The sequence below is a fragment of the Streptomyces sp. Inha503 genome (assembly GCF_047215865.1).
Classification (GTDB): domain Bacteria; phylum Actinomycetota; class Actinomycetes; order Streptomycetales; family Streptomycetaceae; genus Streptomyces; species Streptomyces lycopersici.
Window position 1 is genome coordinate 2,049,455 of sequence record NZ_CP178360.1, and the last position, 22,076, is coordinate 2,071,530.

2 protein-coding genes are annotated in these 22,076 nt (G+C 72.0%); both read left to right on the forward strand.

The features are described from left to right. Positions 1-56: 56 nt before the first annotated feature. Positions 57-10,292: a type I polyketide synthase gene (locus ACJX2R_RS08400; protein ID WP_413099497.1), complete on the forward strand. Its 10,236-nt coding sequence runs from the start codon at positions 57-59 to the stop codon at positions 10,290-10,292. A 26-nt stretch (positions 10,293-10,318) separates the two neighbouring features. Next, the gene (locus tag ACJX2R_RS08405) at positions 10,319-22,072 is read left to right on the forward strand and encodes an SDR family NAD(P)-dependent oxidoreductase (RefSeq protein WP_413099498.1); all 11,754 of its coding nucleotides are present in this window, start codon (positions 10,319-10,321) and stop codon (positions 22,070-22,072) included. Positions 22,073-22,076 lie beyond the last annotated feature (4 nt).

Consider the following 22,076-nt stretch of genomic DNA (forward strand, 5'->3'; position numbering starts at 1 on the left):
CCCCCCTCGCGTCCCCGCTGACCGATTTCACCCACGAGGCTCTTGGCGAGGTTCAGATGGCGAATGACGAAAAGCTCCTCAACTACCTCAAGCGGGTCACCGCCGATCTGCACCAGACGCGGGAGCGGTTGCGCAAGGCCGAGACGGCGACGGAGGAGCCGATCGCCATCGTCGGCATGGGCTGCCGCTACCCGGGCGGTGTGACCACTCCGGACGGGCTGTGGGATCTGGTGGCCGACGGCCGGGACGCGATCGGCGGCTTCCCGGAGGACCGCGGCTGGGACCTGGAGAACCTCTTCGACGCCGACCCGGACGCCGTGGGCACCTCCTATGTGCACGAGGGCGGTTTCCTCGCCGACGCGGCGGAGTTCGACGCCGAGTTCTTCGGCATCTCCCCACGGGAGGCGCTGGCCACCGACCCGCAGCAGCGGCTGCTGCTGGAGACCGCGTGGGAGACCTTCGAGCAGGCCGGTATCGACCCGAGTTCGCTGGCGGACAGTGACGTCGGCGTGTTCACCGGCGTGGCCAACGGCGACTACGCGCTGACCGTCGACCAGGTGCCGGAGGGCTTCGAGGGGTATCTGGGGATCGGTGGCGCGGGCAGTATCGCGTCCGGCCGTATCTCGTACTCGCTCGGTCTGCTCGGCCCGGCGGTCAGTCTGGACACCGGCTGCTCCTCGTCGCTCGTGGCGATGCACCTGGCCAGCTATGCGCTCCGGTCCGGGGAGTGCTCGATGGCGCTCGCCGGTGGCGCGATGGTGATGGCCACCCCTGGTGGCTTCGTCGGATTCTCCCGGCAGCGGGGGCTGGCGCGCGACGGCCGCTGCAAGTCCTTCGCGGAGGGCGCGGACGGCACCAACTGGTCCGAGGGTGTCGGTCTGGTGCTGCTGGAGCGGCTGTCGGACGCCCGCCGCAACGGGCACCAGGTGCTGGCCGTCGTCCGTGGTACGGCGGTCAACCAGGACGGGGCGAGCAACGGCCTCACCGCGCCCAACGGCCCCTCCCAGGAACGGGTGATCCGGCAAGCCCTGGCGAACGCGGGGCTCTCGGTGGCCGATGTGGACGCGGTCGAGGCACACGGCACCGGTACGAGCCTCGGCGACCCCATCGAGGCCCAGGCCCTGTTGGCCACCTACGGCCAGAACCGCCCGGAGGATCAGCCGCTCTGGCTGGGCTCCATCAAGTCCAACATCGGCCACACCCAGGCCGCCGCGGGCGCCGCGGGCATCATCAAGATGGTGCAGGCCATGCGGCATGGCGTACTGCCGAAGACGCTGTACGCCGACGAGCCCACGAGCAAGGTGGATTGGGCTTCGGGGGCGGTATCGCTACTGTCCGAGGCGCGGGCATGGCCGGAGACGGGACGCCCACGTCGCGCCGGAATCTCCTCCTTCGGCGTCAGCGGGACGAACGCGCACGTGATCCTGGAGCAAGCGCCGGAAGCGGACCCGCCCGAAGCGGAGACGGACGAGGAGAGTACGCCTGGGCTGGTGGCCACCGGCGGGGTGGTGCCGTGGGTGCTGTCCGGCAAGACCCCGGCGGCGCTGCGGGCTCAGGCGGAGCGCCTGGTCAGCCATCTGGAGGCGGCGGATGCTCCGCGCGCGGTGGACGTGGGCTGGTCACTGGCCACCGGCCGCGCCGCCCTGGAACACCGCGCGGTCATCCTCGCCACGGATACGGAAGGCGGCACATCCACTGCCCGCGCACTGGCGGAAGGACGGCCCGACCCGAAACTGATCACCGGCCAGACCGGCGCGGACGGCAAAACCGTGTTCGTCTTCCCCGGTCAGGGAGCCCAATGGGTCGGCATGGGAGCACAACTCCTGGAGACCTCGCCGGTCTTCGCCGCCCGGCTGAACGAATGCGCCGAGGCCCTGGCCCCATACACCGACTGGTCGCTGATCGACGTCATCACCGGCACACCCGACGCGCCGAGCCTTGAGCGTGTCGATGTCGTCCAGCCCGCCACCTTCGCCGTCGTCGTCTCCCTCGCCACCCTCTGGCAATCCATAGGCATCCACCCCGACGCCGTCATCGGCCACTCCCAAGGCGAAATCGCCGCCGCCCACGTCGCCGGACACCTCACCCTCACCACCGCAGCCAAAATCGTCGCACTCCGCAGCCAGACCATCGCCCACCACCTCGCCGGACACGGCGGCATGATGTCCCTCGCCACCCCCGCCAACACCATCGACCTCACCCCCTGGCACGGCAAACTCTGGATCGCCGCCCACAACAGCCCCAACGCCACCGTCATCGCAGGCGACACCAACGCCCTCCACCAACTCCACACCCACTACACCGACCAAGGCACCAGGGCCCGCATCATCCCCGTCGACTACGCCTCCCACACCGGACACGTCGACACCATCAAGAACGAACTCCAACAGACCCTGGCCGACATCACCACCAAGCCCGGCACCACCCCCTGGCTCTCCACCGTCACCGGCCAGTGGATCGAAGCCGACGCCCTCGACAGCGACTACTGGTACCGCAACCTCCGCCAAACCGTGCAATTCGAGCACACCATCCGCACCCTCGCCGACGACGGCTACCGAACCTTCATCGAGGTAAGCCCCCACCCCGTCCTCACCACCGCCATCCAAGAAACCCTCGAAGCAAACGACACCCGCAACGCCATCGTCACCGGCACCCTCCGCCGCGACGACGACACCCCCGCCCGCTTCCTCACCCACCTCGCCCACCTCACCACCCACGGCCACACACCCAACTGGACCACCCTCTACACCACCACCCACCCCCACCCCACACCCCTCCCCACCTACCCCTTCCAACACCACCACTACTGGCTCACCCGCGCCACCAGCGCGGGCGACATCGCCTCGGCCGGTCTCCACGACCCCGCGCATCCACTCCTCACCGCCGCCGTCCACCTTCCCGACACCGGGGGTGCCGTCCTCACCGGGCGCCTCTCCCTGACCACCCACCCCTGGCTGGACGACCACACCGTGTCCGGCGCCGTGCTCCTCCCCGGCGCCGCGATGGCCGAGCTCGCCATCCGCGCCGGGGACGAGACCGACACCCCCACCCTGGAAGAGCTGGTCATCGAGCAGCCACTGGCCCTGCCGGACAGTGGCTCCCTGGACCTCCGGGTGGTCGTGGGCGGCCCCGACGAGTCCGAGCGGCGGGGCGTACGCGTCTACTCGCGCGCCGAGGAAACCGCCCCCTGGACGGAGCACGCCACCGGCACGCTGGCCCAGGACACGGCCGCTCCCCCGCCGCCCGCCGTGGCCGAATGGCCGCCCGCCGACGCCGAGCCGGTGACCGTCGAGGGGCTGTACGAGCAGATGGCCGAGGGAGGTTACGACTACGGCCCGACCTTCCAGGGCCTGAGGGCGGTCTGGACCCGCGACGGCGAGGTGTTCGCGGAGGCCGCGCTGCCGGAGGAGCAGACGGAGGCCGCCGGCCGGTTCGGCATCCACCCGGCGCTGCTGGACGCCGCGTTGCACGCGAGCAACTACTGCCTGCCCGGGGAGCCCGGCAGCCGCATGCTGCTGCCGTTCGCGTGGAACGACATACGCCTGCACGCCACCGGTGCCACATCGGTGCGGGTACACGCCCGTTACACCGAGGACAGCGGGCTCTCCGTCAACCTGGTCGACGCGGCCGGAGGGCCGGTCGCGTCAATCGGCTCGCTGATATTGCGGGAGGTCGACGCAGGGCAGCTCGAAGCGCTCACCTCCACACCGCTCAACGACGCGCTGTGGACGGTCACCTGGACCGAACACAGCACCACCACCGCCACGGACGAGGTTCCGTGGGGCACTCTCGGGGAGGTCTCCCCCGCCCTCGCCACCGCAGAAGCCCCGGCCTTCGCCGATGTCACAGAGGTCGGCGAGGCCGAGGACCGCCCCACCCTGATCGTCGCCGACACCACCACGTGGCAGTCGTCCGACACCGCCCCCTCCACCCGCGCACGCGAGTTGGCCACCCGGGCGCTGGACCTCTTGCAGCGGTGGGTGACGCTGCCCGAGCTGTCGGACACACGCCTGGTCATACTCACGCGCGGCGCCATGGCCGTGCACGACTCGGCCGAGGTCACCGACCCCGCCACGGCGGCGATCTGGGGTCTGGTCCGCTCGGCCCAGTCCGAGCACCCCGACCGTATCCACCTCATCGACACCGACGGCCACTCGGACCAGGCACTCGCCACCGCGCTCACCACCGACCAGCCCCAACTGGCCCTCCGCGACAACACCCTCTGGGCGCCCCAGCTCACCGCCGCACAACCCACCACCACTCCAGCCCAGCCACTCCCCCTCGACCCCGAGGGAACCGTCCTCATCACCGGCGGCACCGGAACCCTCGGCGCCCTCACCGCCCGCCACCTCATCACCCACCACGGCGCCCAACACCTACTACTCACCAGCCGCCAAGGCCCCAACGCCCCCGGTGCGAGCGAACTCACCACCGAACTCACCAAACTCGGCGCCACCATCCGCATCACCGCCTGCGACACCGCCGACCGCGACCAACTCACCACCCTCCTCACCGACATCCCGACCAACCACCCCCTCACCGCCGTCATCCACACCGCCGGAACCCTCGACGACGCCCTACTCACCGACCTCACCCCACAACGCCTCAACACCGTCTTCCGCCCCAAGATCGACGCCCTCACCCACCTCCACGACCTCACCCAGAACCACGACCTCTCGGCCTTCATCGTCTACTCCTCCGCCACCGGCACCCTCGGCACCCCCGGCCAAGCCAACTACGCCGCCGCCAACACCTACGCCGACGCCCTCATCCACCAACGCCACGCCGCCGGACTCCCCGCCACCTCACTCGCCTGGGGACTATGGGAAACCACCAGCGCCCTCACCGCCACCATGAACACCGAGGACCGTCGGCGCACCCACCGCGGCGGTGTCGCGCCCCTCACCGATGACGAGGGTCTCGCCCTCCTCGACATCGCGCTCACCGCCACCCACCCCCACCTCGTCCCGATCAAGATCAGCCCGGCCGCGCTTCGGGCCGACGACAGGGCGCGGCCCGTTCCCCCGTTGCTCCGCCATCTCGTACGGCGCCCCACGCGCCGTACGGCTCACACACCGGCGCCCGCCGACACCTCGTCGGCCATGCGGCGGCTCGCCGCCCTCGACCACGGCGAACGGCTGCGCCACCTCACCGAGCTCGTCCGCACCGAGGCCGCCGCCGTGCTCGGACATACGACGATCGACAGCGTCGGGCCGGACCAGCCCTTCCGGGAGGCCGGTTTCGACTCGCTGACGGCGGTGGAACTGCGGAACCGCCTCAACACCGCCACGGGGCTGCGGCTCCCCGCGACCGTGGTGTTCGACTACCCGACCGCCGCGATCACCGCCGGGTATCTGCGGGACGAGCTGTTCGGCTCGACGCAGGCGGCTCCGGCCGCCGTCACCGAGCCCGGGGCCGACGCGGACGACCCCGTGGTCATCGTCGGTATGGCCTGCCGGCTCCCCGGACGGGTGACCGACCCGGATGGGCTGTGGCGGCTGGTGGCCGATGGGGAGGACGGCATCGGGGCGTTCCCCACCGACCGCGGTTGGGACCTGGACACGCTCTTCGACCCGAACCCGGACCGGGTGGGCACGACCTATGTGCGCGAGGGCGGGTTCCTGGAGGGGGCCACCCAGTTCGACGCGGACTTCTTCGGGATCTCGCCACGCGAGGCCGTGGCGATGGACCCGCAGCAACGGCTGCTGCTGGAGACCGCGTGGGAGACCTTCGAGCAGGCCGGTATCGCCCCGCGGTCGATGCAGGGCAGCGACACCGGTGTGTTCGCCGGGCTCATCTACCACGACTACGCGACGAACGCCGGTGAGCTGCCCGAGGGGTCCGAGACCTATCTGAGCACGGGGAAGTCGGGGAGCGTGGTGTCCGGGCGGGTGGCCTACGCACTGGGCCTGACCGGTCCGGCGGTGACGGTGGACACGGCGTGCTCCTCCTCGCTGGTGGCCATCCACTGGGCGGCCAAGGCGGTGCGTGCGGGCGAGTGCTCAATGGCCCTGGCCGGGGGTGTGACGGTGATGTCGACTCCGGACGGGTTCGTGAGCTTCTCGCACCAGCGCGGTCTCGCGCCGGACGGCCGCAGCAAGTCCTTCAGCGAGGGCGCCGACGGCACCACCTTCAGCGAGGGTGTCGGGCTGGTACTGCTGGAACGGCTCTCCGAGGCGCGCCGCAACGGCCATGAAGTCCTGGCCGTCATCCGTGGCACGGCGGTCAACCAGGACGGCGCGAGCAACGGCCTCACCGCCCCCAACGGGCCGTCGCAGCAGCGGGTGATACGGCAGGCACTGGCGAACGCCGCGCTGTCCCCCTCGGACATCGACGCGGTCGAGGCCCACGGCACCGGCACCGCCCTCGGCGACCCCATCGAAGCCCAGGCGCTCCTCGCCACCTACGGCCAGAACCGCCCCGCCGACCGACCCCTCTGGCTGGGCTCCCTCAAGTCCAACATCGGCCACACCCAGGCCACCGCGGGAATCGCGGGCGTCATCAAGATGGTGCAGGCCATGCGCCACGGCGTACTGCCCAAGACGCTCCACGCCGACGAGCCCACCACCAAGGTGGATTGGACAACGGGCGCGGTGTCCCTGCTCACCGAGGCCCGCCCCTGGCCGGAGACCGGGCGCCCCCGCCGAGCCGGAGTCTCCTCCTTCGGCGTCAGCGGCACCAATGCCCACCTCATCCTCGAACAGGCTCCGGAAGCAGCGGCCGCCGAGACGGAGACCACGGAAGCGGAGGCTCCCGGGCTGGTGGCCACGGGAGGCGTGGCGCCATGGGTGCTGTCCGCCAAGAGCCCGGCGGCGCTACGGGCGCAGGCCGAGCGTCTGAGCGCCCACCTTCGTAACCACCCGGACACCGACCCGGTGGATGTGGGCTGGTCGCTGGCCACCACCCGCGCCGCCCTGGAACACCGCGCGGTCGTCCTCGCCACCGACCGCGACCAGGCGACAGCCGCCCTCACCGCCCTCAGTGAAGGGCACCCCCATCCCAACCTGGTCACCGGGGAGACCGGCACCGACGGGAAGACCGTGTTCGTCTTCCCCGGCCAGGGGGCACAGTGGGCAGGCATGGGAGCCCAGCTCCTCGACACCTCGCCCGTCTTCGCCGAACGCCTCCGCGAATGCGCCGGGGCCCTGACCCCCTACACCGACTGGTCGCTGATCGACGTCATCACCGGCGCACCCGACGCACCCTCGCTCGACCGCGTTGACGTCCTTCAACCCACCACCTTCGCCATCATGGTCTCCCTCGCCGCACTCTGGCAGGCCAACGGCATCCACCCCGACGCCGTCATCGGCCACTCCCAAGGCGAAATCGCCGCCGCCCACGTCGCCGGACACCTCACCCTCCCCACCGCCACCAAAATCGTCGCCCTGCGCAGCCAGACCATCGCCCGCCACCTCACCGGACACGGCGGCATGATGTCCGTCCTCGCCACCCAAGAATGGGTCGAGGAAGCACTGGCCCCGTGGGACGGACGCCTGTGGATCGCCGCCGTCAACGGCCCCGCCTCCGTCTCCATATCCGGAGACCCCGACGCACTCGCCGAATTCGGCAAAACCCTCTCCAAAGCCAAGATCTACCGATGGCAACTCCCCGGCGTCGACTTCGCCGGACACTCCGGCCACGTCAACACCATCAAGGATGAGCTGCACCAACTGCTCGACGACGTCACCGCCACACCCGGCCACACCGCCTGGATGTCAACCGTAGACGCCGACTGGGCCGACCCCACCCACATCACCAACGACTACTGGTACCGCAACCTCCGCCACACCGTCCGCTTCCACCAAGCCACCCAAAACCTCCTCCACCACGGCTACCGAACCTTCATCGAAATCAGCACCCACCCCGTCCTCACCACCGCCATCCAAGACACCACCGAAACCCACCCCGACACACCCACCACCATCACCGGCACCCTCCGCCGCGACGACGACAGCCCCCACCGCTTCCTCACCCACCTCGCAGAACTCACCGCCACCGGAACGCCGGTGGACTGGACCACCCTGTTCGCCGGGTCCGCGGCCCGTAGAGTCCCCCTGCCCACCTACCCCTTCCAGCACCAGCACTACTGGCTGGAGCCCGCCAGGACACCGACCCGGGCCGAGACCGCCGACAGTTCCCTGTGGGCGGCCATCGAGGACGGAGACGCGCAGTCACTGGCGCGGGATCTCGAGGTGGACGCGGCGGCCCTCGGCACGGTGCTGCCCGCGCTGGCCTCATGGCGCCGCCGCAGCCGGGAGGACTCGCTCACCGACGCATGGCGGTACCGGGTCGGCTGGACCCGGGTGGCCGCCGCCGATCCACGGCTGTCGGGCCGGTGGCTGGTGCTGGTCCCGGCCGTACGGGCCGGTTCGGCGCGGGTACGCGCGGTGCTGGACGGGCTGGCCGCACGGGGTGCCGAGGTGGTGGCCGTCGAGGTCTCCGAGACCAGCCGGGAGGCGCTGGGCGACCAGGTCAAGTCGGCGGACGGCTGCGCCGGGGTGGTTTCCCTGCTCTCGTGGGACGACCGCCCCGACACCGAGTACGGCACGGTGTCCGTTGGTACCGCGGCGACGCTGGCGGTGGCGCAGGCGTTGCGGGACCACGGCGTCACCGCACCGCTGTGGTGTGTCACCAGTGGCGGGGTCGCGGTGGCCGGTGAGGCCGCCGACCCGGTGCAGTCGGCGGTGTGGGGATTCGGGGCCGTGCTCGGGCTCGATCACCCCGACACCTTCGGCGGACTGATCGACCTTCCGGCCCAAGGGGGCGGTGGCGACGGGGAGTTGCCGGATGGGCTGTTCACGGCGCTGTCCTCCCCGGAGGGGGAGGATCAGCTCGCGGTGCGCGCCGACGGCCTCTTCGCCCGCCGGATGCTGCGGGACCGGGACGGCTCGGGCGGCGCCTGGAAGCCGCGTGGCACCGTGCTGGTCACGGGCGGCACCGGCGGGCTCGGTTCACATGTGGCGCGCTGGCTCGCCGCGAGTGGGGCGGACCATGTGGTGCTGCTGAGCAGGCAGGGCGGTGACGCGCCGGGCGCGGCCGAACTGGTGGCGGACTTGGCGGATGTGCGGGTCACGGTCGCCGCGTGTGATGTGACCGACCGGGACGCCGTGGCCGCGGTGCTGGCGGAGGCGGAGCGGACACATCCGCTGACCGCGGTGGTGCACACCGCCGGTGCCGGGCTGCTCCCGGGGCCCATCACCGAGGTGACCACGGAGGAGTTCGCCGCCGTGACGGGGGCGAAGGTGCGTGGCGCGCTGGTGCTGGACGAGCTCGTCGGCGACCGGGAGCTGGACGCGTTCGTGTTGTTCTCCTCCGGCGCCGGTGTCTGGGGCAGTGGCGGCCAGGCCCCGTACGCGACGGGCAACGCCTTCCTGGACGGGCTGGCGCAGCGCCGCCGCGCCCGGGGGCTCGCGGCCACGTCGGTGGCATGGGGCGGCTGGGGCGGCGGTCTCGGCATGATCGACGCCGATGGCGGCGACCAGTGGCGTCGTATCGGGATCCTGCCGATGGACCCGGCGCCCGCGCTGCGTGCGATGGCGCGTGCCGTGGGCGGTGGCCCGTCGAATGTGATCGTCGCCGACATCGACTGGGCGCGGTTCGTGCCGGGTTACACGATGGCCCGGGAGCGGCCGCTGCTGCGGCAGTTGCCCGAGGTCGCCGAGATCCTGGCGGCGGACACGCCGGGCGGGGGCGCGTCGCGGCGCGAGGTGATCCTGGGCAGTCTGGCCGAGCTGGCCGGCCCGGAGCAGGAGGCGTTCCTGACCGACCTGGTGCGGCGCGAGGCGGCGGCCGTACTCGGGCATGCCGACGGTGACGCGGTGGAGCCGGGGCGCGCGTTCAAGGACACCGGGTTCGACTCGCTGACCGCGGTGGAGCTGCGCAACCGGATCAACGCGGCCACCGGCCTCCAGCTCTCCCCCACCGTGGTCTTCGACTATCCGAAACCCACCACGCTGGCGAGGAAGCTGCGTACCGAGCTGCTGCCCACCGCGGACGGGACCGCCATCGGAATCGGGGACGGGCTCGCGAACGGCGGGGCCCCCGACGCCGAGGGCCGCGAACGGGAGATCCGGCGGGTGCTGGCCTCGGTCCCGTTGCGCCGCTTCCACGAACTCGGGCTGCTGGACGCGCTGGTGCGCCTCGCGGACTCCACGGCCGGTGAGCCGGGCGAGCTGAGTGGTCCGGGCGAGCCGAGCACCGCCACCGAGGCGGAGAACACCGCGATCGCGGACCTGGACGCCGACGAACTGGTGAGCCGGGCGATGCGCGGCACGACCTTCGGAAACGACTGACGCCGCGGTTGCGGAGAGGAGTACACATGGCTGCGTCCCGGGAAGACCTGGTCAAGGCGCTGCGTACCTCGCTGATGGACGTCGAGCGGCTGCGGCGGGAGAACGACCGGCTGATCGCCGAGTCCACCGAACCCGTGGCGATCGTGGCGATGGCGTGCCGGCTGCCGGGCGGGGTGACCGACCCGGAGTCGCTGTGGGAGCTGGTGGCCGAAGGACGGGACGCGATCGGCCCGTTCCCCACGGACCGCGGCTGGGACCTGGAGACACTCTTCGACTCCGATCCGGACGCCGTGGGCAAGTCCTACGTACGCGAGGCGGGATTCCTGGAGGGTGCGGGCGGGTTCGACGCCGCGTTCTTCGGGATCTCCCCGCGCGAGGCCCTGTCGCTTGATCCGCAGCAGCGGCTGCTGCTGGAGACCGCGTGGGAGACGTTCGAGCGGGCGGGGATGGATCCGCGGTCGGTGGAGGGCCGGGACATCGCGGTGTTCGCCGGGGGCAGCGGCCAGGGGTACGGCGGCGGCCCTGGTGACGCGCCCAAGGGCCTGGAGGGCTATCTCGGGGTCGGCGCCTCCGGCAGCGTCATCTCCGGGCGCGTGTCGTACACGCTCGGGCTGACCGGGCCCGCCGTGACCGTGGACACCGCCTGCTCCTCCTCGCTCGTGGCCACCCATCTCGCCGTACAGGCGCTGCGGTCCGGCGAATGCTCCATGGCGCTGGCCGGTGGTGTCGCCGTCATGGGCCGGCCCACCGCCTTCGTGGAGTTCTCCCGCCAGCGTGGGCTGGCGCCCGACGGGCGCTGCAAGTCGTTCGGCGAGGGCGCGGACGGCACCACCTGGTCCGAGGGCGTCGGGCTCGTGTTGCTGGAGCGGCTGTCCGACGCCCGGCGCAACGGCCATGACGTCCTGGCCGTCATCCGGGGCACCGCGGTCAACCAGGACGGGGCGAGCAACGGCCTCACCGCGCCCAACGGCCCCTCGCAGGAGCGGGTGATCCGTCAGGCGCTGTCCAACGCCGGGCTGACGGTGGCCGACGTGGACGCGGTCGAGGCACACGGCACCGGCACCGCCCTCGGCGACCCCATCGAGGCCCAGGCGGTTCTTGCCACGTACGGCCGGAACCGCCCGGCAGACCAGCCGCTGTGGCTGGGGTCGTTGAAGTCCAACATCGGCCACGCACAGGCCGCCGCCGGGATCGCCAGTGTCATCAAGACGGTCATGGCGTTACGGCACGGCCGGCTGCCGAAGACCCTCCACGCCGAAGCGCCCACCTCCAAGGTGAACTGGGCCACGGGCGCGGTGTCCCTGCTCACCGAGGGGCGGGCGTGGCCGGAGACGGGACACCCACGCCGCGCGGGCATCTCGTCCTTCGGCGTCAGCGGAACGAACGCGCATGTCATCCTCGAGCAGGCCCCGGCGGAGAACACCGCCCCACGGCCGGAGGAGTCCGCGGAGCCCGGTCCCGTCGCCACCGGCCGCGTCGTGCCGTGGGTGCTCTCGGGCCATACGGAGGCGGCGTTGCGGGCCCAGGCCGCCCGGCTGCTGACCCATATGCGGAAGACGGACATCGACAGCGCTCGGGATGTGGGCTGGTCGCTGGCCACCACCCGGACGCTCCACGACCACCGCGCGGTCGTGCTGTGCGCGGATGCCGCCGATGCCGCCGATGCCGGGGAGGCCGGGGAGGCCGGGGAGGCCGTCGCGGGGCTGGAGGCGGTGGCCTCGGGGGCGTCCGCCCGGTCGGCGGTCACCGGGTCCGTGGTGTCCGGCAAGCTCGCGGTGCTGTTCACCGGCCAGGGCAGCCAGCGCGCCGGGATGGGCCGGGAACTGCACGGCCACTACCCGGTGTTCGCGCGGGCCTTCGATGACGTATGCGCCCAGTTCGGCGACCTGCCCGCTGAAGATGGGGGCGGGGGCGGGGACCACAAGGTCTCGCTCGCCGAGGTGGTGTTCGCCGAGGAGGGGTCGTCGAGGGCGGCGCTGCTGGACCGGACCGAGTTCACCCAGCCCGCGCTGTTCGCGCTGGAGGTGGCGCTGTACCGGCTCGTGGAGTCGTGGGGGGTGCGTCCCGCGTATGTCCTGGGCCACTCGATCGGCGAGGTGGTGGCGGCCCATGTGGCCGGGGTCCTGTCCCTGCCGGATGCCTGCACGCTGGTGCGGGCGCGCGGGCGGCTGATGCAGCGGCTCGACGCGACCGGGGCGATGGTCGCGGTGGAGGCGGCCGAGGACGAGGTCGTCCCCCTGCTCACCGGGAAGGAGCACCAGGCCTCCATCGCCGCCGTCAACGGCCCGACGTCCGTGGTCGTCTCCGGTGACGAGGACGTGGTCACGGCGGTGGCGGAGACGCTGGCGCGGCAGGGCCGCAAGACCAAGCGCCTCGTGGTCTCGCACGCGTTCCACTCCCCTCATATGGACGGGATGCTGGACGCGTTCCGCGAGGTGGTGTCCCGGCTGACCTATGCGCCGCCCCGGGTGCCCGTGGTGTCGAACCTGACCGGCGGGGTCGCGGATCCCGAGGAGCTGTGCACCCCGGAGTACTGGGTGCGGCATGTGCGGGGCGCGGTGCGGTTCCTCGACGGTGTCCGCGCACTCGCCGACGCGGGCGTACGCACCCATCTGGAACTCGGCCCGGACGGGGTGCTGACCGCGATGGGCCAGGACTGCCTACCGGACGCGGACGCGGACACGGATGCGAACACGGACATGGACACGGACGCGGCCGGGGCGTTCGTACCGTCCCTGCGTCCGGGTGTCCACGAGGCCCAGGCGGTGCTGGCCGGTCTCGCCGGTCTGTACGTGCGCGGTGTGCCGGTGGACTGGGGCGCGTTGTTCACCGGGGCCGGCGCCCGGCGCGTCCCCCTCCCGACGTACGCCTTCCAGCATGAGCACTACTGGCTGGAGCGGGCCACCGGATCCGGCGATGTGGGCGCGGTGGGCCTCGGGGAGGCGGGCCACCCGCTGCTGGGCGCGGTGGTACAGCTGCCGGAGACCGGCGGTGTGCAGCTCAGCGGGCGGCTGTCGGTACGGGCCCAGCCGTGGCTGGGCGAACACGTCATCTCCGGTGCGGTGTTGGTGCCCGGTACGGCGATGGTGGAGCTGGCGGTGCGCGCCGGGGACGAGACCGGCACCCCGGTGCTGGAGGAGCTGGTGATCGGGCAGCCGATGACGCTGCCCGCCGACACCGCCCTGAGCGTGCAGGTCGTCGTGGGCGCGGACGAGGGCGGGCGGCGCACGGTGCGGATCTACTCCCGCGCCGACGGGGGCGTGGACTGGACCGAGCACGCCACCGGCACGCTCACGGCGCAGGTCCCGGCACCGCAGGACGGGACGGTCGGCGAGTGGCCACCCGCCGAAGCCGAGCCGATTCCGGTGGCGGACTTCTACCGTTCGCTCGTGGACGCCGGTTACGCGTACGGACCGGCGTTCCGCGGGCTCGTCGCCGCGTGGCGCCGGGACGGTGAGGTCTTCGGCGACGTGGCGCTGCCGGAGGCTTACACCACGGAGGCCGAACGGTTCGGCATCCACCCGGCGTTGCTGGACGCCGCGTTGCACGCGGGCAGTTTCTGCCTGCCCTCCGATCCGGCGCGACAGGTGACCCTGCTGCCGTTCGCCTGGAACAACGTGCGTCTGCACGCGGGGGGCGCGACCGCGGTCCGGGTGCGTGTGCGGCCGGTGGGCGACGACGCGTTCGCGGTGCGTCTGACCGACGGCTCGGGCCGGACGGTGGCCTCCGTGGACTCGCTCACCCTGCGGGCGGTGGACCCGGCCCAGCTGGAGAGCGGCACAGCCGATGACGCGTTGTGGACGGTCCGCTGGAGCGAACACGCCTTGCCGGACGGCGGCGCGGTCTCCTGGGCGCCGCTCGGCGCAGCAGGAGGCGCCGCGGACCCCCTTCCCGACGTCCTCGTGGCCGATACGCGCGGGTGGGCCGATGACCTCACCGCACCGCTGCCCACACGCACCCGGGAGCTCACCGGCCGCCTGCTGGAGGAAATGCAGCGGTGGGTCGGCGACGACACCATGGCCGGGACGCGGCTGGCCGTGGTCACCCGCGGGGCGGTCGCGGTGCACGGGGACGCCGAGGTCACCGACCCGGCCGCCACCGCGGTCTGGGGCCTGGTCCGCTCGGCCCAGGCCGAACACCCGGGGCGACTGGCCCTGGTGGACACCGACCGCGCGTACCAGGAGCTCCCCGAGCTGCCCGCCGGTGTGTGGTCCGCGTCCGGGGACGAGCCCCAGCTCGCGGTGCGCGGTGGCGCGACATGGGTGCCGCGCCTGGCCCGGGTCGAGCCCGGCCTGCGGGTGCCCGCGCAGCCGTCGTGGCATCTGGACTCGTCCGAGTACGGCACCCTGGACCATCTCGCGCTGCTGCCCGACGAGGCCGGAACCGCACCGCTGGAGGCCGGTCAGGTACGGATCGAGGTCCGTGCCGCCGGGCTCAACTTCCGCGATGTGCTGGTGACTCTCGGCATGTATCCGGGCCGGTCGGTGATCGGCACCGAGGGCGCCGGTGTGGTGACCGAGGTCGGCCCGGGTGTCGGGGACCTGGCCGTGGGCGACCGGGTGATGGGCCTGTTCTCCGGCTCGTTCGGCCCGCTCGCCACCGCCGACGCGCGCACGGTCATCCGGATGCCGGAGGGCTGGTCGTTCGGTACGGCGGCCGGGGTGCCGGTGGCCTATCTGACGGCGCTGTACGCGTTGCAGGACCTCGGGAGGGTCCAGCCGGGCGAGACGGTGCTGGTGCACGCCGCCGCGGGTGGGGTGGGCATGGCCGCCGTCCAGCTCGCACGGCACTTCGGCGCCACCGTCCTGGGCACCGCCCACCCCTCCAAACACCACGCCCTGCACCGGCTCGGCGTCCCCGCCGAACGGCTCGCCTCCAGCCGCGACCTCGCCTACGCCGACACCTTCCCCACCGCCGACGTCGTCCTCAACTCCCTCACCGGCGAGCACATCGACGCCTCCCTCGGACTTCTCCGTCCCGGCGGCCGGTTCCTGGAGATGGGGAAGACCGATCCGCGGGAGCCCGGTGAGGTCGAGGCGCGGCACCCAGGAGTCAGCTACCGGGCGTTCGACCTCGGTGGCGAGGCACCCGCGGAGCGGGTGCGGGAGTTGCTGGGCCAGCTGGTGGAACTCTTCGAGACGGGCCGGATCGAGCCGCTGCCCGTACGGCACTGGGACATCACCCGTGCTCCTGAGGCGTTCCGGTGGATGAGCCAGGGCCGTCACACCGGCAAGATCGTGCTCACCCTCCCCCGCACCCTGGATCCGGATGGCACGGTCCTGGTCACCGGCGGCACCGGCGCCCTCGGCGCCACCGTCGCCCGCCATCTCGTCAGCCACCATGGCGTACGCCATCTGCTGCTGCTCAGCCGACGGGGACCGGACGCCCCGGGTGCCACGGACCTCAGCACCGAACTCACCGAACTCGGCGCACACGTCGACATCGCCGCCTGCGACACCGCCGACCGCGACCAACTCGCCTTCGTCCTCGGCGACATCCCGGCCGACCATCCCCTCACCGCCGTGGTCCACACCGCCGGGACCCTGGACGACGGCATCCTGACCGCACTCACCCCCGACCGATTCGACACCGTCTTCCGCCCCAAGGTCGACGCCGTCACCCACCTCCACGACCTCACCCAGGACAACCACGACCTGGCGGCGTTCGTGGTGTACTCGTCCGCCGCCGGCGTCCTCGGCGGGCCCGGACAGGGCAACTACTCCGCCGCCAACGCCTACCTGGACGGCCTCGCCCAGTGGCGGCGGGCGCACGGGCTCCCCGCCACCTCGCTGGCGTGGGGCATGTGGGCGGAGGCCAGTGGCATGACGTCCGGGCTCGGTTCCGGCGATCTGCACCGGATGCGGCGCGGGGGCATCGTCGGGCTGTCCACCACGGAGGCGCTGGGCCTGTTCGACCGGTCGGTGGTGTCCGGTCTTTCGGTGCTGGTGCCGATGAGGTTCGACCTCGCCGCCCTCGGCGCCGAGACCGCTGAACCCCCGCCACTGCTGCGGGGTCTGGTCCGGCCGACGCGGCGTACGGCCCGGCCGGTGCCGAACTCCGGTGAGGGCGGTCTCGTCGAGCGGCTGGCCGGGCTGTCGGCGGCCCAACAGGAGCGTGTGCTGGTCGAGTTGATCCGTGCAGAGGCCGCTTCGGTGCTCGGGTTTCCCACGGTCGACCCCATCGGTCCGGAACAGGCGTTCCGGGACATGGGATTCGACTCGCTGACCGCGGTGGAGCTGCGCAATCGCCTCAACACCGCCACCGGGCTGCGGTTGCCGGCGACGCTGGTCTTCGACCACCCGAGCCCCGTGGCCACCGCCGAGTCTCTACGCGACCGACTGGGCGGGCGACTGGGCGGGCGTACGGCCGAGGCCACGCCCCGGCCGGTGCGGCGTGACCGGACCGCTCCGGACCAGGCCGAGGACCCGGTGGTCGTGGTCGGCATGGGCTGCCGCCTGCCCGGGGACGTCCGTACTCCCGAGGATCTGTGGCGGCTGGTCGCCGCCGGAGACGATGCCATCGGACCGTTCCCGCGGGACCGGGGCTGGGATCTGGCCGAGCTGTTCGACTCCGACCCGGATGCCCTGGGCAAGTCCTACGTACGCGAGGGCGGTTTCCTCACCGACGCGGGCGGGTTCGACGCGACCTTCTTCGGCATCTCCCCGCGCGAGGCGCTGTCGATGGACCCGCAACAGCGCGTACTGCTGGAGACCGCCTGGGAGACCCTGGAACGCTCGGGGATCGTTCCCACGTCACTGCGCGGACAGGAGGTCGGCGTCTTCGTCGGGGCCAGCGGCCAAGGCTACGGCGTCGGTCCGGGCGCGGTGCCGGAGGGCCTGGAGGGCTACCTCGGAGTGGGCGGCGCGACGAGCGTGGCGTCGGGTCGGGTGTCGTACACCTTCGGGCTGACCGGTCCCGCGGTGACCGTGGACACCGCCTGCTCCTCCTCGTTGGTGGCTCTCCACCTCGCCGTACAGGCCCTGCGCTCCGGCGAATGCACGATGGCACTCGCCGGGGGCGTCGCCGTCATGGGCCAGCCCGGCGCGTTCGTCGAGTTCTCCCGCCAGCGCGGCCTCGCGTCGGACGGGCGCTGCAAGTCCTTCGGCGAGGGCGCCGACGGCACCAACTGGTCCGAGGGGGTCGGCCTTGTGCTGCTGGAACGGCTCTCGGAGGCCCGTCGCAACGGGCACGAGGTGCTGGCCGTGATCCGTGGGACGGCGGTGAACCAGGACGGCGCGAGCAATGGCCTCACCGCACCGAACGGGCCGTCGCAGCAGCGGGTGATACGGCAGGCGCTGGCGAACGCGGGGCTGTCGGCGGCCGATGTGGACGCGGTCGAGGCCCACGGCACCGGCACCGCCCTCGGCGACCCCATCGAGGCCCAGGCGCTCCTGGCCACCTACGGGCAGGAGCGCACGGGGGACGAGCCGCTGTGGCTCGGATCGCTGAAGTCCAACATCGGCCACGCCCAAGCGGCCGCGGGCGTGGCCAGTGTCATCAAGATGGTGCTGGCGATACGGCAGGGCACGCTTCCGCGGTCCCTGCACATCGACGAACCCACCAGTCAGGTGGACTGGACATCGGGCGCGGTGTCCCTGCTCACCGATGCTCGCCCCTGGCCGGAGACCGACCACCCACGGCGTGCCGGGATCTCCTCCTTCGGCGTCAGTGGCACCAACGCCCACCTCATCCTGGAGCAGGCACCTCAGCCCGAAGCCGTACCGAACGTCGGCGAGGGCACGGACCCGCCTGGGCTGGTCGCCACCGGCGGAATCGCGCCCTGGGTCCTCTCCGCCAAGAGCCCGGCGGCACTACGCGCCCAGGCCCAACGCCTGCTGGAACACCTGGAATCCGGGGTGACCGCGCACCCGGTGGACGTCGGCTGGTCCCTGGCCACCACTCGCACCCTCCACGACCACCGCGCCGTCATCATCACCGACACCGAAGCCGATGGCGACGAGGCCACGGCCGCTCTCACCGCCCTCGCGACCGGACAACCACACCCCCGCCTCACCACCGGCCACGCCACCACCCACGGCAAGACGGTCTTCGTCTTCCCCGGTCAGGGAGCCCAATGGGTGGGCATGGGAGCACAACTCCTTGGCAGCTCACCGGTCTTCGCCGCCCGGCTGAACGAATGCGCCGAGGCTCTGGCCCCGTACGTTGACTGGTCGCTGATCGACGTCATCACCGGCGCACCCGACGCGCCGAGCCTTGAGCGTGTCGATGTCGTCCAGCCCGCCACCTTCGCCGTCGTCGTCTCCCTCGCCGCCCTCTGGCAATCCCTAGGCATCCACCCCGACGCCGTCATCGGCCACTCCCAAGGCGAAATCGCCGCCGCCCACGTCGCCGGACACCTCACCCTCACCACCGCCACCAAAATCGTCGCCCTCCGCAGCCAGACCATCGCCCACCACCTCGCCGGACACGGCGGCATGATGTCCCTCGCCGCCCCCGCCAACACCATCGACCTCACCCCCTGGCACGGCAAACTCTGGATCGCCGCCCACAACAGCCCCAACGCCACCGTCATCGCAGGCGACACCAACGCCCTCCACCAACTCCACACCCACTACACCAACCAAGGCACCAGGGCCCGCATCATCCCCGTCGACTACGCCTCCCACACCGGACACGTCGACACCATCAAAGACCAGCTACACCACGTCCTCGGCGGCGTCACCGCCTCCCCCGGCACCACCCCCTGGCTCTCCACCGTCACCGGCCAATGGATCGAACCCGACGCCCCCGACACCGACTACTGGTACCGCAACCTCCGCCAAACCGTGCAATTCGAGCACACCATCCACACCCTCGCCCACGACGGCTACCGAACCTTCATCGAGGTAAGCCCCCACCCCGTCCTCACCACCGCCATCCAAGAAACCCTCGAAGCACACGACACCCTCCACACCACCGTCACCGGCACCCTCCGACGCGACGACGACACCCCCACCCGCTTCCTCACCCACCTCGCCGAACTGTCCACCAGGGGAACACCAATGGACTGGCCCACCGCGTACACCGGATCGCAACCCTCCCAAATCCCGCTCCCCACCTACCCCTTCGAACACGAGACGTTCTGGCTGGACCGCGGCGGTCCGGGCGACGTCCGTGCCGTGGGGCTGGAGGACACCGGCCATCCGCTGGTCGGGGCCGTGGTGAGCGTGCCCGACACCGGAGGTGTGCTGCTCACCGGACGTCTCTCCCTGCGCAGCCACCCCTGGCTGGCCGACCACGCCGTCTCCGGTACCGTCCTGCTCCCCGGGACGGCGATGGTCGAGCTGGCGGTGCGCGCCGGGGACGAGGCGGACACCCCCACCCTGGCAGAGCTGGTCATCAGCCGCCCCATGACGGTGCCGGAAGAGGGCACTCTGCACGTCCAAGTACTCGTCGGCGGCGAGGACCGCGGGCGCCGCAAGGTGGGGATCTACTCCCGCCCCGAGGGCACCCGGGAGTGGACCGAGCACGCCACCGGCACCCTGACCGGAGGCGCTACCGGCACACCGGCCGCAGGGGTCACCGTCCCACCGCCCGAGGTCGCTCAGCCGTGGCCGCCCGAGGGCTCGGAGCCCGTCGCACTCGAAGGGTTCTACGAGCATCTGGCCGAGGTCGGATACGAATACGGCCCGGCGTTCCGCGGTCTGAGGGCGGTGTGGAAGCGGGACGACGAGGTGTTCGCCGAGGTGTCGGTGCCGGGGGAGCAGACCGGGGTGGCCGGGCGGTTCGGCATCCATCCGGCGTTGCTCGACGCCACCCTGCACGCCGGTAACTTCTGCTTCCAGTCCGATGGTGAGCGGCCCACGATGCTGCCGTTCGCATGGACCGATGTACGGCTCCACGCCGTGGGCGCCACCGCCGTGCGGGTGCGGGCGACGGTGTCCGACGGGGACGGGCTGTGCGTACGGATCACCGATCCGCAGGGCGCTCCGGTGGCCACGATCGGCTCCCTCCAGCTCCGGGAGACCACACCCGATCAGTTGCGCGCGCTGTCCGCCGCGTCGGGCGGCGATGGGCTGTGGGCGGTCGACTGGGCCGAATACGGGCTCGGCGCCACGGAAGCGCGGTGGGCCACGATCGGGGAGAGCCGACTCCCGGATTCCGCGCCGGGCTATGCCGATGTCTCCGAGGCCGCGGAGGCGGAGGCCGCGGAAATCGCGGTGACCGGGGAGGCCGGGGAGGCCGGGGAGACTGTGGAGCGGCCCGCCGTGCTCGTCGCCGACGTGTCCGCCTGGGCGCCGGAGAAGACCGGGCCCATCGACCGTACGCACGCGCTCTGCGCCCGGGTCCTGGATCTGCTGCGGCAGTGGGTGGACCGGCCCGAGCCGGCGGACACCCGCCTGGTCGTCCTCACGCGCGGCGCCATGGCCGTACACGACACCGCCGAGGTCACCGACCCGGCCGCGGCCGCCGTCTGGGGTCTGGTCCGCTCGGCCCAGTCCGAGCACCCCGGACGTATCCAGCTCATCGACATCGACGACCACTCCCACGAGGCGCTGCCCGCCGCCCTCGCCACCACCGAGGACCAACTCGCCCTCCGCGACGCCATCGCCTACACCCCCCATCTGGCGCCCGCGCCCGCCACCACACCCGAGCCCATCACCCTCGACCCCGAGGGAACCATCCTCATCACCGGCGGCACCGGAACCCTCGGCGCCCTCACCGCCCGCCACCTCATCACCCACCACGGCGCCCAACACCTACTACTCACCAGCCGCCAAGGCCCCAACGCCCCCGGTGCAACCGAACTCACCACCGAACTCACCAAACTCGGCGCCACCATCCGCATCACCGCCTGCGACACCGCCGACCGCGACCAACTCACCACCCTCCTCACCGACATCCCGACCAACCACCCCCTCACCGCCGTCATCCACACCGCCGGAACCCTCGACGACGCCCTACTCACCGACCTCACCCCACAACGCCTCAACACCGTCTTCCGCCCCAAGATCGACGCCCTCACCCACCTCCACGACCTCACCCAGAACCACGACCTCTCGGCCTTCGTCATCTACTCCTCCGCCACCGGCACCCTCGGCACCCCCGGCCAAGCCAACTACGCCGCCGCCAACACCTACGCCGACGCCCTCGCCCACCAACGCCACGCCGCCGGACTCCCCGCCACCTCACTCGCCTGGGGACTATGGGAAACCACCAGCGCCCTCACCGCGGGGATGACCACCACCCAGCAGCAACGCACCCGCGACAGCGGCGTCATCCCCCTGACCGACGCCGACGGCATGCGCCTCCTCGACACCGCGCTCGCCACCCCCCGCCCCCATCTCGTCCCCCTCAAGCTCGACCTCGCCGCCCTCCGGAACAACACCGGCCCGCACACCCTTCCGCCCCTGCTGCGCACCCTCATACGCGGCCGCCACCGGCCGACCGCCCACACCACGGCCCGGCCCGAGGACGACGCCCCGTCCCTCGCCCAGCAGTTGGCCGCCCTTGACCCGACCCAGCGGCACCAGCGCCTCACCGAACTCGTCCGAGCCGAGGCCGCGGCCGTCCTCGGACACGCCACCCCGGACGCGGTGGGGCCGGACGACGCCCTCTTCGAGATCGGGTTCGACTCGCTGACCGCGGTGGAACTGCGCAACCGCCTCAACGCGGCCACCGGCCTCCAGCTCGCGGCGGCGATGCTGTTCGACTACCCCACCCCGTCGATGGCCGCCGAGCACCTCCAGGACCAGCTCGCGCTGGACGCGACCACCACGGACACGAACGTGGCAGCGGGGGAAGCGGCGCAAGACGACGACCAGAGCACGGAGAGGTGAGACA

Bases quoted from the DNA above. Each gene is read 5' to 3' on its own strand.
- ACJX2R_RS08400 (WP_413099497.1), top strand. From the start codon at position 57: ATGGCGAATGACGAAAAGCTCCTCAACTACCTCAAGCGGGTCACCGCC.
- ACJX2R_RS08405 (WP_413099498.1), top strand. From the start codon at position 10,319: ATGGCTGCGTCCCGGGAAGACCTGGTCAAGGCGCTGCGTACCTCGCTG.